22 protein-coding genes are annotated in these 19966 nt (G+C 70.7%); 9 read left to right on the plus strand and 13 right to left on the minus strand.

Annotation, left to right across the window (positions count from 1 at the left end; genetic code table 11):
• Nucleotides 1-155 precede the first annotated feature (155 nt).
• On the plus strand, nucleotides 156-1601 hold the full coding sequence (locus ACFVYF_RS04265; RefSeq protein ID WP_389450445.1) for an MFS transporter: 1446 nt from the start codon (nucleotides 156-158) through the stop codon (nucleotides 1599-1601).
• A 41-nt stretch (nucleotides 1602-1642) separates the two neighbouring features.
• Here the strand turns inward: ACFVYF_RS04265 and ACFVYF_RS04270 are convergent, their stop codons facing one another.
• Nucleotides 1643-2542: a helix-turn-helix transcriptional regulator gene (locus tag ACFVYF_RS04270; RefSeq protein ID WP_389450447.1), complete on the minus strand. Its 900-nt coding sequence runs from the start codon at nucleotides 2540-2542 to the stop codon at nucleotides 1643-1645.
• A 100-nt stretch (nucleotides 2543-2642) separates the two neighbouring features.
• Between ACFVYF_RS04270 and ACFVYF_RS04275 the strand changes: the two genes are divergently transcribed.
• Both ACFVYF_RS04275 and ACFVYF_RS04280 read left to right on the plus strand, forming a co-directional pair.
• Nucleotides 2643-4073 (plus strand): MFS transporter, encoded by a 1431-nt coding sequence (locus tag ACFVYF_RS04275; RefSeq protein WP_389450450.1) that lies wholly within the window; start codon nucleotides 2643-2645, stop codon nucleotides 4071-4073.
• Nucleotides 4074-4274: 201 nt separating this feature from the next.
• A complete protein-coding gene (locus ACFVYF_RS04280; protein WP_389450453.1) occupies nucleotides 4275-4481 on the plus strand; it encodes a hypothetical protein in 207 nt (68 codons plus the stop codon).
• Nucleotides 4482-4528: 47 nt separating this feature from the next.
• On the opposite strand, the gene ACFVYF_RS04285 is transcribed toward ACFVYF_RS04280, so the two are convergent.
• Nucleotides 4529-5146, minus strand: a complete 618-nt coding sequence (locus tag ACFVYF_RS04285) for a CGNR zinc finger domain-containing protein (protein WP_389450456.1) — start codon at nucleotides 5144-5146, stop codon at nucleotides 4529-4531.
• Nucleotides 5147-5167: 21 nt separating this feature from the next.
• Between ACFVYF_RS04285 and ACFVYF_RS04290 the strand changes: the two genes are divergently transcribed.
• Nucleotides 5168-5623: a VOC family protein gene (locus ACFVYF_RS04290; protein WP_389450459.1), complete on the plus strand. Its 456-nt coding sequence runs from the start codon at nucleotides 5168-5170 to the stop codon at nucleotides 5621-5623.
• A gap of 76 nt (nucleotides 5624-5699) precedes the next feature.
• Here the strand turns inward: ACFVYF_RS04290 and ACFVYF_RS04295 are convergent, their stop codons facing one another.
• Together ACFVYF_RS04295 and ACFVYF_RS04300 are read right to left on the minus strand one after the other, a co-directional pair.
• Nucleotides 5700-6287 (minus strand): TetR family transcriptional regulator, encoded by a 588-nt coding sequence (locus ACFVYF_RS04295; RefSeq protein WP_389450462.1) that lies wholly within the window; start codon nucleotides 6285-6287, stop codon nucleotides 5700-5702.
• Nucleotides 6288-6313: 26 nt separating this feature from the next.
• Nucleotides 6314-7318, minus strand: coding sequence for an aldo/keto reductase (locus ACFVYF_RS04300; RefSeq protein ID WP_389450465.1), 1005 nt, complete (start codon nucleotides 7316-7318; stop codon nucleotides 6314-6316).
• Nucleotides 7319-7580: 262 nt separating this feature from the next.
• Here ACFVYF_RS04300 and ACFVYF_RS04305 point away from each other — a divergent pair, with 262 nt between their 5' ends.
• On the plus strand, nucleotides 7581-8633 hold the full coding sequence (locus ACFVYF_RS04305; protein ID WP_389450468.1) for a chitinase: 1053 nt from the start codon (nucleotides 7581-7583) through the stop codon (nucleotides 8631-8633).
• Nucleotides 8634-8748: 115 nt separating this feature from the next.
• Here the strand turns inward: ACFVYF_RS04305 and ACFVYF_RS04310 are convergent, their stop codons facing one another.
• Entirely contained in the window at nucleotides 8749-10131 is a 1383-nt protein-coding gene (locus ACFVYF_RS04310; RefSeq protein ID WP_389450470.1) for a glycine--tRNA ligase, read from the minus strand.
• 265 nt (nucleotides 10132-10396) lie between these two features.
• Here ACFVYF_RS04310 and ACFVYF_RS04315 point away from each other — a divergent pair, with 265 nt between their 5' ends.
• From ACFVYF_RS04315 to ACFVYF_RS04330, 4 genes are read left to right on the plus strand one after another with little or no spacing between them, the layout of a single operon-like run.
• A complete protein-coding gene (locus ACFVYF_RS04315; protein WP_389450473.1) occupies nucleotides 10397-11359 on the plus strand; it encodes a metal ABC transporter substrate-binding protein in 963 nt (320 codons plus the stop codon).
• On the plus strand, nucleotides 11356-12150 hold the full coding sequence (locus tag ACFVYF_RS04320; protein ID WP_389450476.1) for a metal ABC transporter ATP-binding protein: 795 nt from the start codon (nucleotides 11356-11358) through the stop codon (nucleotides 12148-12150). The genes ACFVYF_RS04315 and ACFVYF_RS04320 overlap by 4 nt, the downstream gene beginning before the upstream one ends.
• Nucleotides 12150-13052, plus strand: a complete 903-nt coding sequence (locus ACFVYF_RS04325) for a metal ABC transporter permease (protein WP_389450479.1) — start codon at nucleotides 12150-12152, stop codon at nucleotides 13050-13052. The genes ACFVYF_RS04320 and ACFVYF_RS04325 overlap by 1 nt, the downstream gene beginning before the upstream one ends.
• Nucleotides 13053-13110: 58 nt before the next feature.
• Nucleotides 13111-13527, plus strand: coding sequence for a Fur family transcriptional regulator (locus ACFVYF_RS04330; RefSeq protein WP_389450482.1), 417 nt, complete (start codon nucleotides 13111-13113; stop codon nucleotides 13525-13527).
• Between the two features lie 52 nt (nucleotides 13528-13579).
• On the opposite strand, the gene ACFVYF_RS04335 is transcribed toward ACFVYF_RS04330, so the two are convergent.
• From ACFVYF_RS04335 to ACFVYF_RS04370, 8 genes are all read right to left on the minus strand, one after another.
• Complete coding sequence (locus ACFVYF_RS04335; protein ID WP_389450485.1) at nucleotides 13580-14425, minus strand: isoprenyl transferase; 846 nt, start codon at nucleotides 14423-14425, stop codon at nucleotides 13580-13582.
• Between the two features lie 32 nt (nucleotides 14426-14457).
• Nucleotides 14458-15204, minus strand: a complete 747-nt coding sequence (gene recO, locus ACFVYF_RS04340; RefSeq protein ID WP_383283476.1) for a DNA repair protein RecO — start codon at nucleotides 15202-15204, stop codon at nucleotides 14458-14460.
• A complete protein-coding gene (locus ACFVYF_RS04345) occupies nucleotides 15201-15332 on the minus strand; it encodes a hypothetical protein (protein WP_389450488.1) in 132 nt (43 codons plus the stop codon). The genes recO and ACFVYF_RS04345 overlap by 4 nt, the downstream gene beginning before the upstream one ends.
• A gap of 138 nt (nucleotides 15333-15470) precedes the next feature.
• Complete coding sequence (locus ACFVYF_RS04350; protein ID WP_389450491.1) at nucleotides 15471-15686, minus strand: hypothetical protein; 216 nt, start codon at nucleotides 15684-15686, stop codon at nucleotides 15471-15473.
• A gap of 278 nt (nucleotides 15687-15964) precedes the next feature.
• Entirely contained in the window at nucleotides 15965-16942 is a 978-nt protein-coding gene (locus tag ACFVYF_RS04355; protein ID WP_389450493.1) for a DUF6879 family protein, read from the minus strand.
• Between the two features lie 177 nt (nucleotides 16943-17119).
• On the minus strand, nucleotides 17120-18091 hold the full coding sequence (locus tag ACFVYF_RS04360) for an SCO2521 family protein (protein ID WP_389450495.1): 972 nt from the start codon (nucleotides 18089-18091) through the stop codon (nucleotides 17120-17122).
• 1 nt (nucleotide 18092) lies between these two features.
• The gene (locus tag ACFVYF_RS04365) at nucleotides 18093-19049 is read right to left on the minus strand and encodes an SCO2522 family protein (RefSeq protein ID WP_389450498.1); all 957 of its coding nucleotides are present in this window, start codon (nucleotides 19047-19049) and stop codon (nucleotides 18093-18095) included.
• Complete coding sequence (locus ACFVYF_RS04370) at nucleotides 19046-19963, minus strand: SCO2523 family variant P-loop protein (RefSeq protein WP_389450501.1); 918 nt, start codon at nucleotides 19961-19963, stop codon at nucleotides 19046-19048. The genes ACFVYF_RS04365 and ACFVYF_RS04370 overlap by 4 nt, the downstream gene beginning before the upstream one ends.
• Between the last annotated feature and the right edge of the window lie 3 nt (nucleotides 19964-19966).

Genomic DNA, 19966 nt, shown 5'->3' on the forward strand with positions numbered 1-19966 from the left:
CCAGCGCCCGGCGGACGGTGCGATTGCGGGCCGGCACCCGGCGTCCGGGAGACGCTTCTCGCGCGGCCCCGGCACCCGCGTCCGGCACGCGAGACGGAAGATCATGTATCAGTCATTAGTTAGACGCACTACCGACTCGGCGTTACGCTGGTGGAATGCCAGAGCTCAGCCACCGCCGCCGCATGCTGGTGCTCGCGATCTGCTGCATGAGTCTGCTGATCGTGAGCCTCGACAACACGGTTCTCAACGTCGCCCTGCCCTCGATGCAGCGGGAGCTGCACGCGAGCGTGTCGGGCCTGCAGTGGACCATCGACGCGTACACGCTGGTGCTCGCCTCGCTGCTGATGCTCGCGGGGTCGACCGCCGACCGGATCGGCCGCCGCCGGGTCTTCAAGGCGGGCCTGGTCGTCTTCACCCTCGGTTCACTGCTGTGCTCCATCGCCCCGAACCTCGAATCGCTCATCGTCTTCCGCATGGTCCAGGCGGTCGGCGGCTCGATGCTGAACCCGGTCGCGATGTCGATCATCACCAACACCTTCACGGAGCCGCGTGAGCGCGCCCGCGCGATCGGCGTCTGGGGCGGTGTGGTCGGCATATCCATGGCCGCGGGTCCGCTGGTCGGCGGCCTCCTCGTGGACTCGGTCGGCTGGCGCTCGATCTTCTGGATCAACCTCCCGGTCGGCCTCGCCGCCCTGCTGCTCACGCTGCGGTACGTGCCCGAGTCCCGCGCCCCCAGGGCGCGCCGCCCGGACCCGGTCGGCCAGCTCCTGGTGATCGCCCTGCTCGGCTCGCTGACGTACGGGATCATCGAGGCGCCGACCTCCGGCGCCGTCAAGACCATCGCGCTCGGCGTGGTCGCCCTCGCCGCGCTGCTCGGCCTGCTGCGGTACGAACCCCGGCGCGCCGAACCCCTCATCGACCTGCGGTTCTTCCGCTCGGCGCCGTTCAGCGGGGCCACGGTCATCGCCATCAGCGCGTTCGCCGCGCTCAGCGGCTTCCTCTTCCTGTCGACGCTCTATCTGCAGAACGTGCGCGGTCTGGACGCGCTGCACGCGGGCCTGTGGATGCTCCCCATGGCCGCCATGACCCTCGTCTGCGCACCTCTGTCCGGCCGCCTCGTCGGCAGTCGCGGGCCCCGCTTCTCGCTGCTGGTCGCGGGCGTCGCGATGACCGCGAGCGGGGTCCTGTTCGCCGCCTTCGAGGCCGAGACGTCGAACGTCACCCTGGTCATCGGCTATGTCCTCTTCGGCCTCGGCTTCGGCTTCGTCAACGCGCCCATCACCAACACCGCCGTCTCCGGGATGCCCAGGGACCAGGCCGGTGTCGCCTCCGCCGTGGCCTCGACCAGCCGGCAGATCGGCGGCACGCTCGGCGTCGCCGTGGTCGGCGCGGTCCTCGCCTCCGGCGTCGACGCGTCCGCGTACCGGGAGTTCTTCGTGTCGGCCGCCCGGCCCGGCTGGTGGATCATCACCGGCTGCGGCCTCGCGGTGCTGGTCGTCGGCGCGCTGACGAGCGGCCGCTGGGCCCGCCGCACGGCCGAGCGCGCCGCCGAGCGGCTGGGAACGCCCGAGGTCAAGGACGCGGCGGGCGTACGGGTCTGAGGACCCCGGAGGCCGTCCGGGGATCCCGGAGCCTCCGGAGGCTAGGCAGCGGTCCCGCGCTCCATGGCGATCGCCCGCAGCTTCTCGAGCCCTTCGCGGGACTCCTCGTCGGCGGGCGTGTACGTCACCAGGCGCGGCCCGGTGTCCGGGCTCAGCCAGAGGTCGGTGTGGTCGACGGTGAGCCGGCCGACGTGGGCGTTGCGGAACTCCTTGCGCTTGGTGCCCGGCGCGAGCACCTCGTGCCGGTCCCACGCCTCGCAGAAGTCCGGGGACTCCGCCCGCAGCCGCTTCAGCAGCGCCTTCCAGGCGGGGTCGGCGAGATGCCCGGCCATCGACGCGCGGAACTTGGCGGCCATGACCCGGGCCGTCTCCTCCAGATGCACGATCGACGAACGCCATTCCTCGTGCGTGTACGCGAGCACCATGCAGTTGCGGTCCTCGGGCGGTACGGCGTCGAGGTCGCACAGCAGCAGTCCGTAGGTGCGGTTGTACGCGAGGATGTCGTACCGGCTGTTCTGCAGACAGGCCGGGAACGGCTCCAGCTGCTCCAGGACGGCCCGCAGGGCGGGCGTCACCGACGCACCGGCCGAGGTGGGCGCCGGGTCCACGGCCCCGGCCAGCTGGAAGAGGTGCAGCCGCTCGCTGGGGTCGAGCATCAGGGTGCGGGCGAGGGCGTCGAGCACCTGCACCGAGACGTGGATGTCCCGGGCCTGTTCGAGCCACGTGTACCAGGTGACGCCCACCGCGGCGAGCTGGGCGACCTCCTCGCGGCGCAGGCCGGGGGTGCGCCTGCGGGGACCGCGGGGCAGGCCGACCCGCTCCGGCGTGACGTGCTCGCGCCGGTGGCGCAGGAAGGCGGCGAGCTCGTGCCGCCGGATCTCCGAGGCCCGGCCGCCGTCGCCCCGTACCGCTGTCGTCCGCTCCTGCGCCATGGTCGTCATGCTCCCAGCCTGCCGCACTCCTCACCCTGTTTCCAGGTACTTCTGCTACCAGGATAAGAAGACTCTGGTACCAGGCTGAGATCGGGACAAGGCTGGGTACGTGACCGAAACCGGAACTCTCGACCGTAGTACCGCCCGATCCCCCGCCCCACCCGCACTCGGCAGTCTCGGGCTCTTCACCGTGCTGCTCGGCGCGGCCCTTCCTCTCATCGACTTCTTCATCGTCAATGTCGCCCTGCCGACGATGGGCCGGGATCTGCACGCGAGCGAGGCCGTCCTCGAACTCGTGATCGCCGGATACGGCGTCTCGTACGCCGTCCTCCTCGTCCTCGGCGGACGGCTGGGCGACCTGTTCGGACGCCGCCGGCTCTTCCTCGCCGGCATGGCCGCCTTCGGCCTGACCTCACTGGCCTGCGGTCTGGCGCCGACCGCCTGGACGCTGGTGGCGGCGCGCGTCGCCCAGGGCGCGGCGGCCGCCGCGATGCTGCCGCAGGTGCTCGCCACCATCCAGTCGGCGACCGCCGGACAGCGCCGCGCCAAGGCGATGGGCTTGTACGGCGCGACGGCCGGCCTCTCCATGGTGGCCGGGCAGATCCTCGGCGGCGTCCTGGTCGCGGCGGACATCGCGGGCAGCGGCTGGCGGTCGGTGTTCCTGGTGAACGTGCCGGTGGTGATCCTCGGCCTGGTCCTGGCCGCCCGCGCCGTCCCGGAGACCCGCTCGCCGAACCCGGAGCCGGTCGACGGACCCGGCACGGTCCTGCTCGCCGTCTCGCTGCTGGCCCTGCTCGCTCCGCTGACCGAGGGCCGGGCAGCGGGCTGGCCGCTGTGGACCTGGCTCTCGCTCGTGCTGTTCCCGTTCGCTGCGGCCGCCTTCTACGCCGTGGAGCGCCGGGCCGACCGGCAGGGCCGTACGCCTCTCGTGCCGCCGAGCCTGCTCGCCCTGCCCTCGCTGCGCCGCGGTCTGGTGATGGTCGTGCCGTTCTCGATCGGCTTCAGCGGCTTCATGTTCGTGATCGCGGTGGCACTCCAGGAGGGCGCGGGACTCGGCCCGGTCCGGGCGGGACTGGCGCTCGCCCCGATGGCCGTCGTCTTCTTCGTCGTCTCCCTGTGCGGCCCGCGGCTCGTCGCCCGGTACGGCACCCGGGTCGTCACCGTCGGCGGGCTGATCCAGACGGTCGGCGTGGCGCTCATCGCCCTCGCGGCCTGGCGTTCCTGGCCCGGCCTGGGAGTGGCGGAACTGCTGCCCGGCGTCGCGGTGGCCGGTGCGGGGCAGGCGCTCCAACTCCCCATCCTCTTCCGGATCATCCTCTCCGAGGTCCCGCCGGACCGGGGCGGCGTCGGCAGCGGTGTCATGATCACCACCCAGCAGTCCGCGCTGGCTCTGGGAGTCGCGACCCTCGGCTCCCTGTTCCTGGCCCTGATCCCGGGCATGGGCATGCGGGACGCCCTCGTCATCACCCTCCTCGTGCAACTGGCGGGGGTGGCCCTGACGACCGCCCTCAGCCTGCGTCTGCCGCGCACGATCAGCTAGGGGGTCGTGCGCCGCGTGTGCCGCGCACGACCGGCCGCAAGTGCCGTTCCGGACACGGAGCGTCGGATCCGGATCACATGGTGCGACGGATCCGGACCAGGAACGACCACGCGGTGAACTCGCCGTGGAAGAACCCCCGTTGATGTTGGTCTTGCTGCACACTCCTTGCTGCGCGGACGGAGCGGTCAACCTGGAGGTGTCATGCTGCAGATCAACACGAGCAAGGTAAGCCGCTGGGACCAGCACGGGCGCGAGCACGTCGTACATGTGCAACGCGCGGGCGTGCAGCGGACGATCAGATGCGATACGTGCGGATGGCGCAAAGCGGCGCAGTTCCTGCCCTGGCTGAAGGCGGAGGAACATCTCTCCGAGGCGCATCAGGCGACGGTGGATCCCTCGGGACCGTAGCGGCCCGGGAGTTGAGAGCCGCGGGGTGAGCCCCGAGGACCTGGCGGTCACCCCTCCCCGGACGCCCCTTCGCTCCGGCGTGCGCGCAGGGTCCGTACCTTGTGGCGGTTGCCGCAGTGCTCCATCGAACACCAACGGCGCCGGCCGGGCCGGGAGGTGTCGACGTAGACGAGTGAGCAGTCGTCGGCGGCGCACATCCGGATGCGGTGTGCGTACGGGCCGGTCAGCAGGTCGATCGCGTCGCGGGCGACCGTGGAGAGCAGGCGGGTGCCGTCCCCCCTCCCGGCCCAGCCGCGCGCACCGTCCGCTTCGAAGGCGGGCGTGAGCGGGGGCCGGGCGGCGGCTTCGTTGACGAGATCCAGATCGCCGGGGGCGGCCGGCTCGCCGCGTGTCAGGGCGAGGACCGCCCGCCACAGCGCGTCGCGCGTCCGGCGGGTGGCCGCCACCTCGTCGTCGGTTGTCTCCAGGCCGGGCGTCGGGGTCAGCCGTGACCGGTCCGCCCAGGTGACGAGGTCGGCGGGCGCGTGCAGCACCTCGTACCGGGCGAAGGCGCCCGGGCCGCCCGTGGTGAGCAGCTCCAGACACAGCGCGCCCGGGTCGAAGCGGAAGGTGACCCCGCTGTGGGAACTGAGCAACAGGCCCGCGGTGGTGGACGTCGACCCCATGTAACCAATATAACCAGTTACATGGCAGCTCTGAACTGGAAACTGGTCGTCGATACACAGGACGCATCCGTGCTCGCGGACTTCTGGGCCGCGGCGCTGGAGTACGAGGTGGAGGACCCGAGCCCCCTCATCGGCCGGCTGCTGGCCGCCGGCCGGCTCCCCGGGGAGGCGGTCACCGAGCACGGCGGACACCGGGTCTTCCGCGGCTACGCGGCGATCCGGCACCCCGAGGACCCCTACGACGAGACGAGCGGGGTCGGCCACGGCCGGCGGATCCTCTTCCAGGACGTCCCCGAGCCCAAGACCACGAAGAACCGGCTGCACATCGACGTCCACAGCGAGCCGGGCGGCCTCGACGCGCTCGTCGCCCGCCTGGAGTCCCTCGGCGCCACCCGCGTCAGCGAGTTCGACAAGGGACCGGCCGGCCACTGGTGGCTCATGCGGGACCCGGAGGGCAACGAGTTCTGCGCCGCCTAGGACCTGTCCGGTCGATCATGGTGGAGGGAAGCTGCGGCGCCTTGTCGGTGCCGGTGAGCGGGTGCGGTAGCCGCCGTCAGGCGCGCAGGCCCCGCACCACCAGTTCCACGACCGCCTCGAACTCCCCGTCGATACCCGGCTGTTGCCAGTCGCGGGCGTAACAGGGGTCGTGGAACCGGCCGGTGGCGTCGAAGACGGCGCGGGCGGTGGTCCCGGGGTCGGCGGCCGTGAAGGTCCCGCCGCTGACGCCGTCCTCGATGATGCGGGCGAGCTGCCCGGTGAGGTCGGCGATGTGCCGGTCGACGACCTCACTGGTCTCGCCGATCAGCACCATGTACGTGGCGAACAGCTGGGGATCGTCGCCCGACTTGTGGCGCTTGGCCGCGAACAGGCCCGACAGCCAGTCGCGCAACCGGTCCTCGGGGGCCCGGTCCTCGGCGACGATCCCGGACAGCGTCTGCGAGGTGCGGTCCAGCCAGCGTTCCGTCACCGCCTCCCGCAGCGCCGTCTTCGTACGGAAGTGGCGGTAGACACTGCCGTGACTGACGCCGAGCGCGCGGGCCACGTCCACCACGGTGGCCTTCGCGGGGCCGTGGCGGCGCAGCACCTCCTCGGTCGCTTCGAGGATGCGCTCGGCGGTCAGGGTCTCGGTGGTCGGTGCCATGCCGGAAACCGTACCCGGGGGCCCGGTCAGCGCTCGCTGTCGAGGTGCGCCATCTGCGCCTCGGGGTAGCGGGCACCCGCGGCGGAGTCGGCCGGCACGGCACTCTCGATCGCGGCCAGGTCGGCGGCGTCCAGCGTGACGTCCAGCGCGCCGAGCGCCTCGCTCAGCCGGTCCCGGCGGCGCGCACCCACCAGCGGCACGATGTCCACGCCGCGCGAGAGCACCCAGGCGATCGCGATCTGCGCGACACTGACGCCCTTCTGCTCGGCGATCTTCCGCAGCGCCTCGACGAGGGAGAGGTTGTGCTGGAGGTTCTCGCCCTGGAAGCGGGGGCTGAAGGCACGGAAGTCGTTGGCTGCCAGCTGCCGGTCGGGCGTGAAGTGGCCGGAGATCAGACCGCGCGACAGCACTCCGTAGGCGGTGACACCGATGCCCAGCTCGCGGGTGGCGGGGAGGATCTCGTCCTCGATGCCGCGGGAGATCAGCGAGTACTCGATCTGCAGGTCGGAGATGGGGGCCGTGGCGGCGGCCCGGCGGACGGTGTCCGCGCCGACCTCGCTCAGCCCGATGTGGCGTACGTGTCCGGCCGCCACCAGTTCCGCGATGGCGCCGACCGTCTCCTCGATGGGCACGCCGGGGTCGACCCGGGCGATCCGGTAGACGTCGATGTGGTCGACGCCGAGCCGCTGGAGCGAGTAGGCGGCGAAGTTCTTCACGGCGGCCGGGCGGCCGTCGTATCCGGACCAGCCGCCGTCCGGGTCGCGCAGGGCCCCGAACTTGACGCTGGTGAGGGCCTGTTCGCGGCGGGCCGCCGGGGCGGATCGCAGGGCCTCGCCGATCAGCATCTCGTTGTGGCCCATGCCGTAGAAGTCGCCGGTGTCGAGCAGGGTCACGCCCGCTTCGAGGGCGGCGTGGATGGTCGCGACGGACTCGGCCCGGTCGGCGTCGCCGTACAGGGCGGACATGCCCATGCAGCCGAGGCCGAGGGCGGAGACCTGGGGACCGGTGGACCCGAGGGTGCGGGTGCGCATGAGAACTCCTTGGATACCCGGGCGAGCGTGCGCCCGCCCGGCGGGGTGTCGTGCCGTGTCGTACCTCCACGATGGCATGACAGCTGACAGATTTCAATATCTGTCAGCTGTCATCTGTCAGTCGGTCTGCGACGAGCCGTCCGTCACGCGTCGGCCACCGTCCGCGACAGCTCGCTTTGGTCCAGACCTATTGACGAAAGGTCTGGACCGCAGGCACTGTCATGTCTACGACACCTCACCGCACCCCACCGGGAGGCCACGCATGATCCGCCGGAAGTTCCGCCTCATGGGTGCCGCGCTCGCGGCGGCCTGTCTCGCCCAGCTGATGACCCTCGGCGCACCCAGCGCCTCCGCGGCCGACACCTGCGCCGTGAAGTCCCGCCCTTCCGGCAAGGTCCTCCAGGGCTACTGGGAGAACTGGGACGGCTCGTCCAACGGCGTCCACCCGCCCTTCGGCTGGACGCCGATCACCGACTCCCGTATCGCCGCCCACGGCTACAACGTCATCAACGCGGCGTTCCCGGTCATCCGCTCCGACGGAACGGCCCTGTGGGAGGACGGCATGGACGCGGGCGTGAAGGTGGCGACGCCGGCGGAGATGTGCGCGGCGAAGGCCTCCGGCCAGACGATCCTGATGTCGATCGGCGGTGCGGCGGCGGGCATCGACCTCAGCTCGACCACCGTGGCGAACAAGTTCGTCTCGACGATCGTCCCGATCCTGAAGAAGTACAACTTCGACGGCATCGACATCGACATCGAGACGGGCCTGGTCGGCAGCGGAAACATAGGCCAACTCTCCACGTCCCAGGCCAACTTGATCCGCATCATCGACGGAATCCTCGCCCAGATGCCGGCCGGCTTCGGCCTGACCATGGCTCCGGAGACCGCGTACGTCACCGGCGGCAGCATCACCTACGGCTCGATCTGGGGCGCGTACCTGCCGATCGTGAAGAAGTACGCGGACAACGGCCGGCTGTGGTGGCTGAACATGCAGTACTACAACGGCAGCATGTACGGCTGCTCCGGCGACTCGTACTCGGCCGGCACCGTCCAGGGCTTCACGGCCCAGACCGACTGCCTCAACAAGGGCCTGGTCGTGCAGGGGACGACGATCAAGGTGCCGTACGACAAGCAGGTCCCCGGCCTCCCGGCCCAGTCGGGCGCCGGCGGCGGCTACATGTCACCGAGCCTGGTCTCCCAGGCCTGGCAGCACTACGGCACCAGCCTCAAGGGGCTGATGACCTGGTCCATCAACTGGGACGGTGCCAAGAACTGGACCTTCGGGAACAACGTCAAGGCCCTGCAAGGCCGTTGAGCGGCCGCACCGCGCGGTGAGTCCCCCACCTCCCGCCCGCCGCGGTCGGCGCAAGGCGAAGCCCCCGGTTCCGTGTCACGGAACCGGGGGCTTCGGCCGTTCAGCACATCCGAGGTCAGCAGCCGATCAGACGGGCGGCCAGGTAGCCCTCGATCTGGTCGAGGGAGACCCGCTCCTGCTTCATCGAGTCGCGCTCGCGGACGGTCACCGCGTTGTCGTCGAGGGTGTCGAAGTCGACCGTCACGCAGAACGGCGTGCCGATCTCGTCCTGGCGGCGGTAGCGGCGGCCGATGGCGCCGGCGTCGTCGAACTCGATGTTCCAGTTCTGGCGCAGCGCGGTCGCCAGGCCCTTGGCCTTCGGGGAGAGCTCCGGGTTGCGGGACAGCGGCAGGACCGCGACCTTGACCGGCGACAGCCGCGGGTCGAGGCGCAGCACCGTGCGCTTCTCCATCTTGCCCTTGGCATTCGGGGCCTCGTCCTCGACGTACGCGTCGAGCAGGAAGGCCAGCATCGCGCGGCCGACACCGGCGGCGGGCTCGATGACGTAGGGGGTCCAGCGCTCGCCGGCCTCCTGGTCGAAGTAGGAGAGGTCCTGGCCGGAGGCCTTGGAGTGCGCGGAGAGGTCGTAGTCCGTGCGGTTGGCGACGCCCTCCAGCTCACCCCACTCGTTGCCGCCGAACTGGAAGCGGTACTCGATGTCCGCGGTGCGCTTGGAGTAGTGCGAGAGCTTCTCGGCCGGGTGCTCGTACCAGCGCATGTTCTCCTCGCGCAGGCCCAGGCCGGTGTACCAGTTCCAGCGCTCCTGCATCCAGAAGTCCTGCCACTTCTCGTCCTCGCCCGGCTTGACGAAGAACTCCATCTCCATCTGCTCGAACTCGCGGGTGCGGAAGATGAAGTTGCCGGGCGTGATCTCGTTGCGGAAGGACTTGCCCATCTGCGCGATGCCGAACGGCGGCTTGCGGCGCGAAGTCTGCTGGACCTGGGCGAAGTTGGTGAAGATGCCCTGCGCGGTCTCGGGGCGCAGGTAGGCGACCGAGCCGGTGTCCTGGGTGGGGCCGAGGTGGGTGGCGAGCAGGCCCGAGAACTGCTTGGGCTCGGTGAACTGGCCCTTGTTGCCGCAGTTGGGGCAGTTGATGTCGGCGAGGCCGTTCTCCGGGAGGCGGCCGTGCTTCGCCTCGTAGGCCTCCTCCAGGTGGTCGGCGCGGTAGCGCTTGTGGCAGGAGGTGCACTCGGTGAGCGGGTCGGAGAAGGTGGCGACGTGACCCGACGCGACCCAGACCTCGGTGGCCAGGATCACCGACGAGTCGATACCGACGACGTCCTCACGGGAGGTGACCATGTAACGCCACCACTGGCGCTTGATGTTCTCCTTCAGCTCGACGCCGAGCGGGCCGTAGTCCCAGGCGGCGCGCTGGCCGCCGTAGATCTCACTACAGGGGAAAACGAAGCCACGGCGCTTGCTCAGGCTGACGATGGTGTCGATCTTGTCGGCGGCCACGGTGCTCTCTTCATTACGAATGGACAAGTGACAAGGGCGGCGCCCTGCGCCGCGATGAGGGGTGGCGGTCGGGCGGCGGGCGGGCGAATGCTTCAGGTTACCGGCGGGGCCCACCCCTGTATCAAATCGGTCCGGCTGCCAGGGTCCGGACACCCTCGAATCGGTCCGGCTGCCGGGGTCCGGACACCCTCGAATCGGTCCGCGGCCGGGGTCCCGGTACCCGGCTTGTTGACAATCGTTTCCAGATTTGTTGAAAATGACTGTCATGAACGTACGACGACGCCTCATATCCGGGTCCGCGGTCGCGGCGGCCACCGCCCTCGGCCTCGGAACCCTCTCCGCCTGCTCGGACTCGTCCGCGGCCGAGGGCACGAGCGGCGGGAAGCTCGACGTGGTGGCGTCGTTCTACCCCATGCAGTACCTCGCCGAGGAGATCGGCGGCACGCATGTGCACGTCACCAGTCTGACCCAGCCCGGCCAGGAGCCGCACGACCTGGAGATCAGTGCCCGGCAGACCGCGCAGCTCCAGGAGGCGGACGCCGTCCTCTACCTCAAGAACCTGCAGCCGGCCGTGGACGACGCCGTCGCCCAGTCCGGCGTCAGGACGAAGATCGACGCCGCCTCCCTGACCACCCTGGAGAAGCACGGCAACGAGGTCGGCGGGCACGCGGCCGAGCACGACGACTCCCAGGGCGAGGAGAGCGGCGGCACCGACCCGCACATCTGGCTCGACCCGGTGAAGTACGCCGAGGTCGCCAAGGGCGTCGGCAAGGCCTTCGAGAAGGCCGACCCCCAGCACGCCGCGGACTACCGGAAGAACACCGCGTCGCTGGTCGGGAAGCTCGGCGGACTCGACACCCAGTACCGGGACGGGCTGAAGGACACGAAGACCAAGGTCTTCATCACCACCCACGCCGCCTTCGGCTACCTCGCCGAGCGCTACGGCCTCACCGAGGAGGCCATCAACGGCCTGGACCCGGAGTCGGAGCCGAGCGCGAACCGCGTGAAGGACCTTGAGAAGATGGCCGAGGCCGACGGCGTCTCGACGGTCTTCTACGAGACGCTCGTCAGCGACAAGACCGCCAAGACCGTCGCGAGCGACGCGGGCCTCACCACGGACGTCCTCGACCCGATCGAGGGCATCACCGGCAAGTCCAGGGGCAGCGACTACCTCCAGGTCATGGAGTCGAACCTGAAGGCGCTGCAGAAGGCTCTGGGCGCCAAGTGACCACCCCGGAGGACACCGTGAGCGAGCGCGAGCCCGTCATCTCCTTGCGCGGCGTGCGGGCCGAGCTGGGCTCACGCCCGGTCCTGCGCGGCATCGACCTCACCGTGCACCGCGGTGAGGTCGTCGCCCTGCTCGGCGCCAACGGATCCGGCAAGTCGACCGCCGTGCGCAGCATCATCGGCCAAGTCCCGGTCAGCGAAGGCGAGATCGAGATCTTCGGCACTCCGCACCGCCGCTTCCGCGCCTGGGCGCGCGTCGGCTACGTACCGCAGCGCACCACGGCCGCGGGCGGCGTGCCCGCCACGGTGACCGAGATCGTGGCCTCCGGGCGGCTGTCGCGGACCCGCTTCGGCGTGCTGCGCAAGGCCGACCACGCGGCCGTACGCGGCGCACTGGAGCTCGTCGGCATGGCCGACCGCGCCAAGGACTCCGTGAACGCCCTCTCCGGCGGCCAGCACCAGCGCGTGCTGATCGCCCGCGCGCTCGCCTCCGGGCCCGAACTGCTGATCATGGACGAGCCGATGGCGGGCGTGGACCTGGCGAGCCAGGAGGTGCTGGCCGAGACCCTGCGCGAGCAGGCCGCCCAGGGCACCTCCGTCCTGCTGGTCCTGCACGAGCTGGGCCCCCTGGAGCCGCTGATCGACCGCGCGGTGGTGCTCCGGGACGGCTGTGTCCTGCATGACGGCCCGCCGCCGCGCGCCGTGGGCCAGCACGCCCTGCCCGGCCACGACCACGTACACCCCCACGCGGCTCACGACGCCGAACCGATCCGGACGGGACTGCTGAGCTGATGGAGATCCTCGACTACGCCTTCATGCAGCGGGCGCTGCTGGCCGCCGTCCTGGTCGGCATCACCGCGCCCGCCATCGGCATCTACCTCGTGCAGCGCCGCCAGGCCCTGATGGGCGACGGCATCGGCCACGTGGCGATGACCGGCGTCGGCCTCGGCTTCCTGCTGTCCACCAACCCCGTCTGGATGGCGATGGCCGTCTCGGTCGTCGGCGCCGTCCTCATGGAGCTGATCCGCTGGTACGGCAGGACGCGCGGCGACATCGCCCTCGCGATGCTCTTCTACGGCGGCATGGCGGGCGGCGTGATGTTCATCAACCTCGCGCCGACCGGGTCCAACGCCAACCTCACGTCGTACCTCTTCGGCTCGCTCTCGACCGTGAGCGACAGCGACGTGACGGCGATCTGCGTCCTTGCGGCCTTCGTGGTCCTGGTCACCGTCGGCCTGCGCCGCCAGCTCTTCGCGGTCAGCCAGGACGAGGAGTTCGCCCGGGTCACGGGTCTGCCGGTGCGCGCCCTGAACCTGCTCACGGCGGTCACGGCGGCCGTCACGGTCACGGTCGCCATGCGGGTCGTGGGCCTGCTCCTGGTGTCCGCGCTGATGGTGGTGCCGGTGGCCGCCGCGCAGCAGCTGAGCCGCAGTTTCGCGGCCACGTTCGCCATCGCGGTGGCGATCGGGGTGAGTGTGACGATCGGCGGCACGGTGACGTCGTACTACCAGGACGTGCCGCCCGGCGCGACGATCGTGCTGCTGACGATCGGCGCGTTCGTCGTGCTGACGGTGCTGGCCACTCCACTCGCCCGGCGCCGGGCCCGGGCGGTGGCGGCGGCACAGGCGGCCGGGGACCCGGCCGAATGCGCGATTCCGGCCACCCGCGGCCCGGAGGGAAAGGTCGGCGTCTGACCGGGCACGGTCCGGACTGGCACAATGGCCGGGCAAGGGCAGACGTGAGGAGGCAACGGTGACAACCGCTGGATCGCCCGTTCGGGGCCGCTCCACCCGGCAGCGTGCCGCCGTGGCGGCCGCGCTCGACGAGGTGGACGAGTTCCGCAGTGCGCAGGATCTCCACGACATGCTCAAGCACAAGGGCGACTCCGTCGGGCTCACCACCGTGTACCGCACGCTGCAGAACCTCGCCGACGCCGGTGAGGTCGACGTCCTGCGTACGTCCGACGGCGAGTCCGTCTACCGCCGCTGCTCCAGCGGAGAGCACCACCACCACCTCGTCTGCCGGGTCTGCGGCAAGGCGGTCGAGGTGGAGGGCCCGGCGGTGGAGAAGTGGGCGGAGGCGATCGCGGCGGAGCACGGCTATGTGAACGTCGCGCACACCGTGGAGATCTTCGGTACGTGTGCGGAGTGCGCCGCCGCCAAGGGCTGACGCCGTGGAAGGGGCACCCTCTGCCGGGTGCCCCTTCACGCATGTCCGGTTCCTACTCCGGGCGGCCCTTCATCGCGGCCTCCATCTCGAGCAGTTGCTCGTTCGGGACGGCGCCGCCGAAGCGGCGGTCCCGGGAGGCGAACTCGACGCACGCGCGCCACAGGTCACGCCGGTCGAAGTCGGGCCACAGCACGTTCTGGAAGACCATCTCGGCGTACGCGCTCTGCCAGAGCAGGTAGTTGGACGTGCGCTGCTCGCCGCTCGGCCGCAGGAACAGGTCCACGTCCGGCATGTCCGGGTAGTAGAGGTAGTTCGCGAAGGTCTTCTCGGTGACCTTCGACGGGTCGAGCCGGCCCGCCTTCACGTCCTCCGCCAACGCCTGCGCGGCGTCGGCGATCTCGGCGCGACCGCCGTAGTTCATGCAGAAGTACAGGGTCAGCCGGTCGTTGTCCTTGGTCTGCTCCTGGGCGATCTGGAGCTCCTTGGCCACCGACTTCCACAACTTGGGCATCCGGCCCACCCAGCGGACCCGGATGCCGAGTTCGTCGAGCTGGTCCCGGGTCTTGCGGATGAAGTCGCGGTTGAAGTTCATCAGGAAGCGCACCTCGTCGGGCGAGCGCTTCCAGTTCTCGGTGGAGAAGGCGTACAGCGAGATGGCGCCGACCCCCATCTCGATCGCGCCCTGCAGCACGTCGAGGACGCGCTCGGCACCGACCTTGTGGCCCTCGGTCCGCGGCAGCCCGCGGTCCTTGGCCCACCGTCCGTTTCCGTCCATGACGATCGCCACATGGTTCGGCACCAGCTCGCCGGGGAGCTTCGGCGCGCGGGCACCGGACGGATGCGGTTCCGGCGTGCTGTACTCGCGGCGCCGGCGTCCCAGGATCCCGCGTACGACCATGTGCTTCTCGTCTCCCTCTAGCTTGCTCTGTCTTACTTTTCCACGTACCGCAGCGAGCGCAGACCGCGCTCCAGATGCCAGTGCAGATAGGCCGACACCAGGCCGCTGCCCTCCCGGACGTACCGCGGCTCGCTCGCGTCCGCGGTCCCCCAGTCTCCCGTCAGCAGCGCGCTGAGCAGTTCGAGGGCCCCTGCCGAGGGTACGACGCTGCCGGGGACCCGGCAGTCGCCGCAGACGGAACCGCCCGCGGCCACCGAGAAGAACCGATTCGGTCCGGGCATACCGCACTTGGCGCAGTCGCTGAAGCTCGGCGCGTAGCCGTTCACGGCTAGGGAGCGCAGCAGGAAGGCGTCGAGGACGAGATGCGGCTCGTGCTCGCCGCGGGCGAGGGTGCGCAGTCCGCCGACCAGCAGCAGGTACTGCTGTACGGCGGGCTCCCCCTCGTGGTCCGTGAAGCGCTCGGCCGTCTCCAGCATGGCCGTCCCGGCGGTGTAGCGCGCGTAGTCGGTGACGATTCCACCGCCGTACGGAGCGATGGTCTCGCTCTGGGTGCACAGCGGCAGGCCCCGTCCGATCAGCTCGCTGCCCCGCGCGAAGAACTGCACGTCGACGTGGGAGAACGGTTCGAGCCGCGCCCCGAACTTCGACTTGGTCCGCCGCACCCCCCGCGCGACGGCCCGCACCCGTCCGTGACCGCGCGTGAGCAGCGTGATGATCCGGTCCGCTTCACCGAGCTTCTGCGTCCGCAGGACGACGCCGTCGTCCCGGAAGAGGCTCATCGCTCGCCCCCACGGGTGTCCGGCCGGCGGTACGGAGAGCGGTCCCCGGAGGACCGCGGCACGGTCCGGTCCGCTCCCCCGGGCTCCCGGGTGCGCAGCACGATGCCGTCGTCGCGGAACAGACTCATGAGGTCCATTCTCGCCTACGGGACGGGGGCCGCGGGCCGGGTGGGCGGGTTCGCTCGCTCACCCCTTCGAGGCGCCGCGCCGCTTCGAGGCACCCCGCCTCTTCACGGCACCTCGCCTTTTCGCAGCACCCCGCCTCTTCACGGCACCTCGCCGCGGCTGCGTGCGTTGGCGTACGCCGTGGCCGCGCTGAGCCGTTCGGCCATGGTGGCCACCCGGAGGGCGTCCGGCGCGCAGTCCCACTCCTTGCCGCCGCCGTACGGCTTCAGCCGCACGTACGGGCCCTCGTGCCCCGTCACGACGCCCACCTTGCCGGTGCGGGTGTCGACGACATACGCGCCGAGTGGCGGCCTCATCGACAGGCCCGGGATGTCGGCGACATCATTCCGGCCGTGCCCGTTGCCCGCGGTTCCTTCACGCTGTCCTCCGCCTCTTCGGCGCGCATCGCCGAGGTCGTCCCCCGAGTGGTACGTAATCCGCCCCCAGCCTGCTCCCCTACGACCGCGACTTTCACCCTTCGCATCTCCGGGGTCACGCTCTGCATCTACACTCGGCAGGATTCCGCCCCATTCGGGTCGGCGGTTCGGGTCGCGGCGGTCATCGCGGGGACGCGACGGGCCGCCGGGCGGGTGACTCAGGGCTCGTCGGGGCCGGTCCGGTTGGGGGTGGCGTCCCAGAGCTGGTTGAAGCGCTTCATGCGGTACTGGACGAGGGCGGGCCGGGCGTTCAGGGTGGTTTTCGCGTTCACGTCGCGGGTGTCCTGGTCGATCTCGTAGGAGAGTTCGCCGTCGAAAATGATGAAGTCGCTCTGCGTGCCCAGCTGTAAGCGGTGCGGCAGCTCCGAGACGATCACCACGCGCGCGTCGACGCCCAGCGAGCGCTGGCTCTCGCACAGTTCCAGCAGATCGGCGTCGATGTCCTCGGGCGTGTTCACCAGGAACAGCCGCCTGATCTTCACGCCCCGCAGGATCGCGTCGGCCTGCGCCTCCAGATAGCGGCTCGCGGGCTCGCTGCTCCAGAAGTCCCGGTCGACCGAGGTGCTGGTCGCGTCCAGGCTCTCCTTGATGCACTTGGTGAGGTCGATGAGCCAGTCCTGGTTCTCCCCCAGGCAGTCGGCGATGCGGTTGCTGAGGTTCTCCAGCAGGCCGGCGAGCCGGTCGATCTCCTCGCTGGCGAAGGACTTCACGAGTCTGTTGTTCAGCATGCCCGCCTTCGTGGCACTGCGGGCGAGGTTGATCACGCCGTCGGAGCGCAGGACCGAACGGTCCACCTGGCTGAAGAGTTCCGTCGCCTCGCTGATCCGGGCGAAGCGGTCGTCGACCAGTTGGGTCATCTCCCGGTGGTGCTCGGCAAGATGGCCGCGCACCTCGCGGTGGTTCTCCGCCAGGCTCTCCTTCATGTCCCGGATGCGGGTGCGCTGTCCGGTCTCCATCGTCTCCAGCCGCCGCTCGAAGTCGACCAGGTACTGGACGATCAGGGCGGAGCCGCCGATGACGATGGACACGGTCAGCTTCCAGACCTCGTCCTGGTTCTGGTTGAGCGCGTTGGTGAGCACGTACGCGACGATCGCCACCACGACCGTGACGAGTGTCTTCAGCAGCAGCGGCGGCACCCGCGTGCCTTCCGGCCGTCCCGCGTTCGGTGTTCCTGACGTTGTTCCTGAAGTGGTTTCCGGAGTGGTGCCTGAGGTGGTTCCTGAGGTGGTTCCTGGGTTTGCGTTCATTTCCTTTTCTCCCCCCGTCGGGATCCCCATCGAGACGCTGTGCCGAGGCGGCCCCCCGGATCGGCTTCAGCGTGGTGTCAGTTCTTCGCGCAGCAGCGGAGCGACCTGCAGCAGCGCCAGTTGGTCGCGGATCCGCCGCACCAGCGTTCGCCACTGCCGGGTGAACCCCGGCTCCCGTTCCAGCACGTCCCACAGCGGTGCCAGCGACCGGTCCACCCGGGCTCCGGGCATCCACAGATGCAGCAGATGCTCCACAGCCGGACGCAGCGCCCGTACCGCCGCCGGTCCGTCCACCGACCCGAGGCGGCTTCCGTCGAGGACACGCACGACGGCGGTGAGCAGCCAGTCGTGCAGGGCGAGGTCCTCGCACAGCCCGGCCACCGCGGCCGGATCGGTGCTGTCCGGCACTCTGAGCCGCAGCGTGCGCAGTTCGTCCTCGGCAAGCGTGAAGCGTTCGATGACGGGGCCCGCGCCGTCCGCGGCGGGCAGCGCCGCCCAACGCAGGCGGGTGGGGCGTGACTTCATGGGCACGTGGTGATCGAGCAGCGGGTGGCGCAGCAGGCGCGTCAGCAGGGTGTCGGCGATCAGTCCGAGGTCGAGGTCGCCGGGCCGGCCACCACTCAACACGCCGTGTGCGGCGGCCTCTTCGGGCAGCCGCCCGAGCGGCTCCACCACCCCGGGGCGCACCAGGTAGTGGCCCCACGGCTGTCGCTGGTCGGGTCCGGCGGCCGGGGCGCGGAAGTACGCGGTGGCCTGGAGGACCCGGCCCTCGGTGAGCGCGGCGCGGGCGGCCACGGTGCCGACGGCGCGGACCTTGGCGCTGTTGCCTGTGGGCAGCGGGCAGTCCACGCCGGTGAGGGTGTCCGGCGACAGGGCGTACAGGTTGGGGCGCTCGGAGACCAGGACCCGCTCGTCGGCGCGCAGTCTGAGCAGCTGGGCCGCGGCCCGGGCGTCCAGCGGCTGGAGCGACGGCAGCAGACAGGTGCGCACTTCCCCGCAGGCGAGCACCGCACGCGTGGTGTCCCCCGGCGCCCGCATCTCACAGCTCCGCGTAGAAGACGTAGGAGGCACGGTCCGCGACGGAGTCGGGCACCGCCGCGCCTTCGCGGGCGGAGCGCTCGGCGACCTGGCGCAGGGCCCCGGCGTCCACATCGGTCTGGTCGAGGATGACGCGTACGGCGTGCTCGACGGGCAGGAACCTGGACGGCAGTACGGAACAGGTCCGGTAGGCGCTGAACGGGGCGGCGGAGGCATTGAGCTGGAGCAGCGGCGCCAGCTCGTCCCAGCGGGCGGGTAACTCCCCGCGGGGGCGGGGCACGAGGACGGGCTCGCCCTCGTTGCGGAGCAGGCCGAGGCGGGCCAGCTGCCAGACCGCCGCGAGGAAGGGGCAGGACCAGGTGCGGTGCCCTTCCTTGTCGTCGTCCCACAGTTCGACGTCCATGAAGACGGAGTGGCGGCGCGCCGCGGTCTCCTGCGGCGGCCGCCAGGCGGGGGCCGTCTTCATCGCCTGCGGGCGGGCGGCCGGGGTGCGTTGGCCGTTGGCGAGCCAGCCGGTCTGGCCGGCGGGCGGTCGCAGGCCGTAGCTGCCGGCGGGCGGTGACTCGACGAGCCGGTTGGCCACGGATTCCGCGAGCGGGATCTTGTCCGCGACGGCGCAGGCGGACTCCCTGGCGAGGTAGTCGATGGTCAGTCCGGCCCGCTCGGCCTCGTCGAGGAGTACGGGCACGAGATCCGCGGGCGAGGAGAAGCGGCCGAAGTAGTCGTCGACGAGGAAGCAGGTGCTGACCCGGGGCCGCTTGCCGCCGGCCTGAAGGGCGGCGCTTGCCTGGACGGCGTCCACCCACGGCCGTACCTCGGCGAAGTGGCGCCGCAGCCGAGCGGGGCCGCCCTCGAAGTCCTCCATGTACAAGTGCCCCAGTTCCAGGGACAGATGGGCGAGCGGGACGGACTGGGTGCGGGGCTCGGCGGTGGTCTCCCGGAATACGGCATCCGTCACGGCCGCCCCCACTGGGTGTCGTCGGTCAGGCTCCGGGCGATCTCCTCCAGGGCCTCCAGCGTCTCCTTGTTGGCGATCTGGGTGGAGATCACGTCCTCTTCGGTGATGAGCTGCTCGCGCCACTGCAGGACCGGTTCCAGCGGCACCGTGCCCAGCACCACGCTGTCGCCGATCCGGTGGTCGGAGGCGAGCCGCCGCAGCTGCTCGTCGCACCGCTGCATCCAGGTGGACTGGGCGGGCGACACCTGTGACCACAGCGGCGACTCGGGATCGGGCACGGCGGCCCGTACGAAGCGGATGGCGTCGCGGAGGGTGTCCTTGTCGTGCCCCCGGGCGGCGCCGCCCTCCAGGATGCCGTGCTCCTTGAAGGCCAGTCCGGCGGCGGCGACCACATGCTGGCGGGTCCAGCGGTGGAAGACGAGCCAGCGGGAGTCGATGCCCCGCGTCTCGGGCTGCGCGGTGGCCTCCAGGACCATGTCCATGGCGTAGCTGCGCCCCGCGCTCAGATCCACGATGATCACGTCGAACTCGCCGTTCAGCCGGAGCAGGAGGTCCACGCAGCGGCGCAGGGTCTCCTGGTCGGTGGCGAACTCGCCACCGCTCGCGTCGCCGGGGATCAGGACGAGGCGACCGGAGCCGTTGGGCCTGCTGCGCAGCACCGGGTGCTCGGTCCGGGCCCAGACGTCGACGCGGACCGGTTCGCCGATCGCGCCCTCCAAGTAGGAGTGCAGGCCGCCCTGTTCGACGCCGCGCAGTGCGCCGGGGACGTCGAAGACGGCGGCGGCGGTGGGCGAGCCGAAGTCGAAGTCGACGTACACGACGTCGTCACCGGTGAGCGCCCGCTGGTAGGCGAGGTTCGCGCTGGTGACGGAACGGCCCGTGCCTCCCTTGTCGGAGACGGCGAAGACGAGCATCCG

The organism is Streptomyces sp. NPDC058274 (genome assembly GCF_042881375.1).
GTDB lineage: Bacteria > Actinomycetota > Actinomycetes > Streptomycetales > Streptomycetaceae > Streptomyces.

Coding starts and splice junctions, on each gene's coding strand:
- ACFVYF_RS04265 (WP_389450445.1), top strand. CDS start 156: ATGCCAGAGCTCAGCCACCGCCGCCGCATGCTGGTGCTCGCGATCTGC.
- ACFVYF_RS04270 (WP_389450447.1), bottom strand. CDS start 2,542: ATGACGACCATGGCGCAGGAGCGGACGACAGCGGTACGGGGCGACGGC.
- ACFVYF_RS04280 (WP_389450453.1), top strand. CDS start 4,275: ATGCTGCAGATCAACACGAGCAAGGTAAGCCGCTGGGACCAGCACGGG.
- ACFVYF_RS04285 (WP_389450456.1), bottom strand. CDS start 5,146: ATGGGGTCGACGTCCACCACCGCGGGCCTGTTGCTCAGTTCCCACAGC.
- ACFVYF_RS04290 (WP_389450459.1), top strand. CDS start 5,168: ATGGCAGCTCTGAACTGGAAACTGGTCGTCGATACACAGGACGCATCC.
- ACFVYF_RS04295 (WP_389450462.1), bottom strand. CDS start 6,287: ATGGCACCGACCACCGAGACCCTGACCGCCGAGCGCATCCTCGAAGCG.
- ACFVYF_RS04300 (WP_389450465.1), bottom strand. CDS start 7,318: ATGCGCACCCGCACCCTCGGGTCCACCGGTCCCCAGGTCTCCGCCCTC.
- ACFVYF_RS04305 (WP_389450468.1), top strand. CDS start 7,581: ATGATCCGCCGGAAGTTCCGCCTCATGGGTGCCGCGCTCGCGGCGGCC.
- ACFVYF_RS04315 (WP_389450473.1), top strand. CDS start 10,397: ATGAACGTACGACGACGCCTCATATCCGGGTCCGCGGTCGCGGCGGCC.
- ACFVYF_RS04325 (WP_389450479.1), top strand. CDS start 12,150: ATGGAGATCCTCGACTACGCCTTCATGCAGCGGGCGCTGCTGGCCGCC.
- ACFVYF_RS04335 (WP_389450485.1), bottom strand. CDS start 14,425: ATGGTCGTACGCGGGATCCTGGGACGCCGGCGCCGCGAGTACAGCACG.
- recO (WP_383283476.1), bottom strand. CDS start 15,204: ATGAGCCTCTTCCGGGACGACGGCGTCGTCCTGCGGACGCAGAAGCTC.
- ACFVYF_RS04345 (WP_389450488.1), bottom strand. CDS start 15,332: ATGAGTCTGTTCCGCGACGACGGCATCGTGCTGCGCACCCGGGAGCCC.
- ACFVYF_RS04350 (WP_389450491.1), bottom strand. CDS start 15,686: ATGAGGCCGCCACTCGGCGCGTATGTCGTCGACACCCGCACCGGCAAG.
- ACFVYF_RS04360 (WP_389450495.1), bottom strand. CDS start 18,091: ATGCGGGCGCCGGGGGACACCACGCGTGCGGTGCTCGCCTGCGGGGAA.
- ACFVYF_RS04370 (WP_389450501.1), bottom strand. CDS start 19,963: ATGCTCGTCTTCGCCGTCTCCGACAAGGGAGGCACGGGCCGTTCCGTC.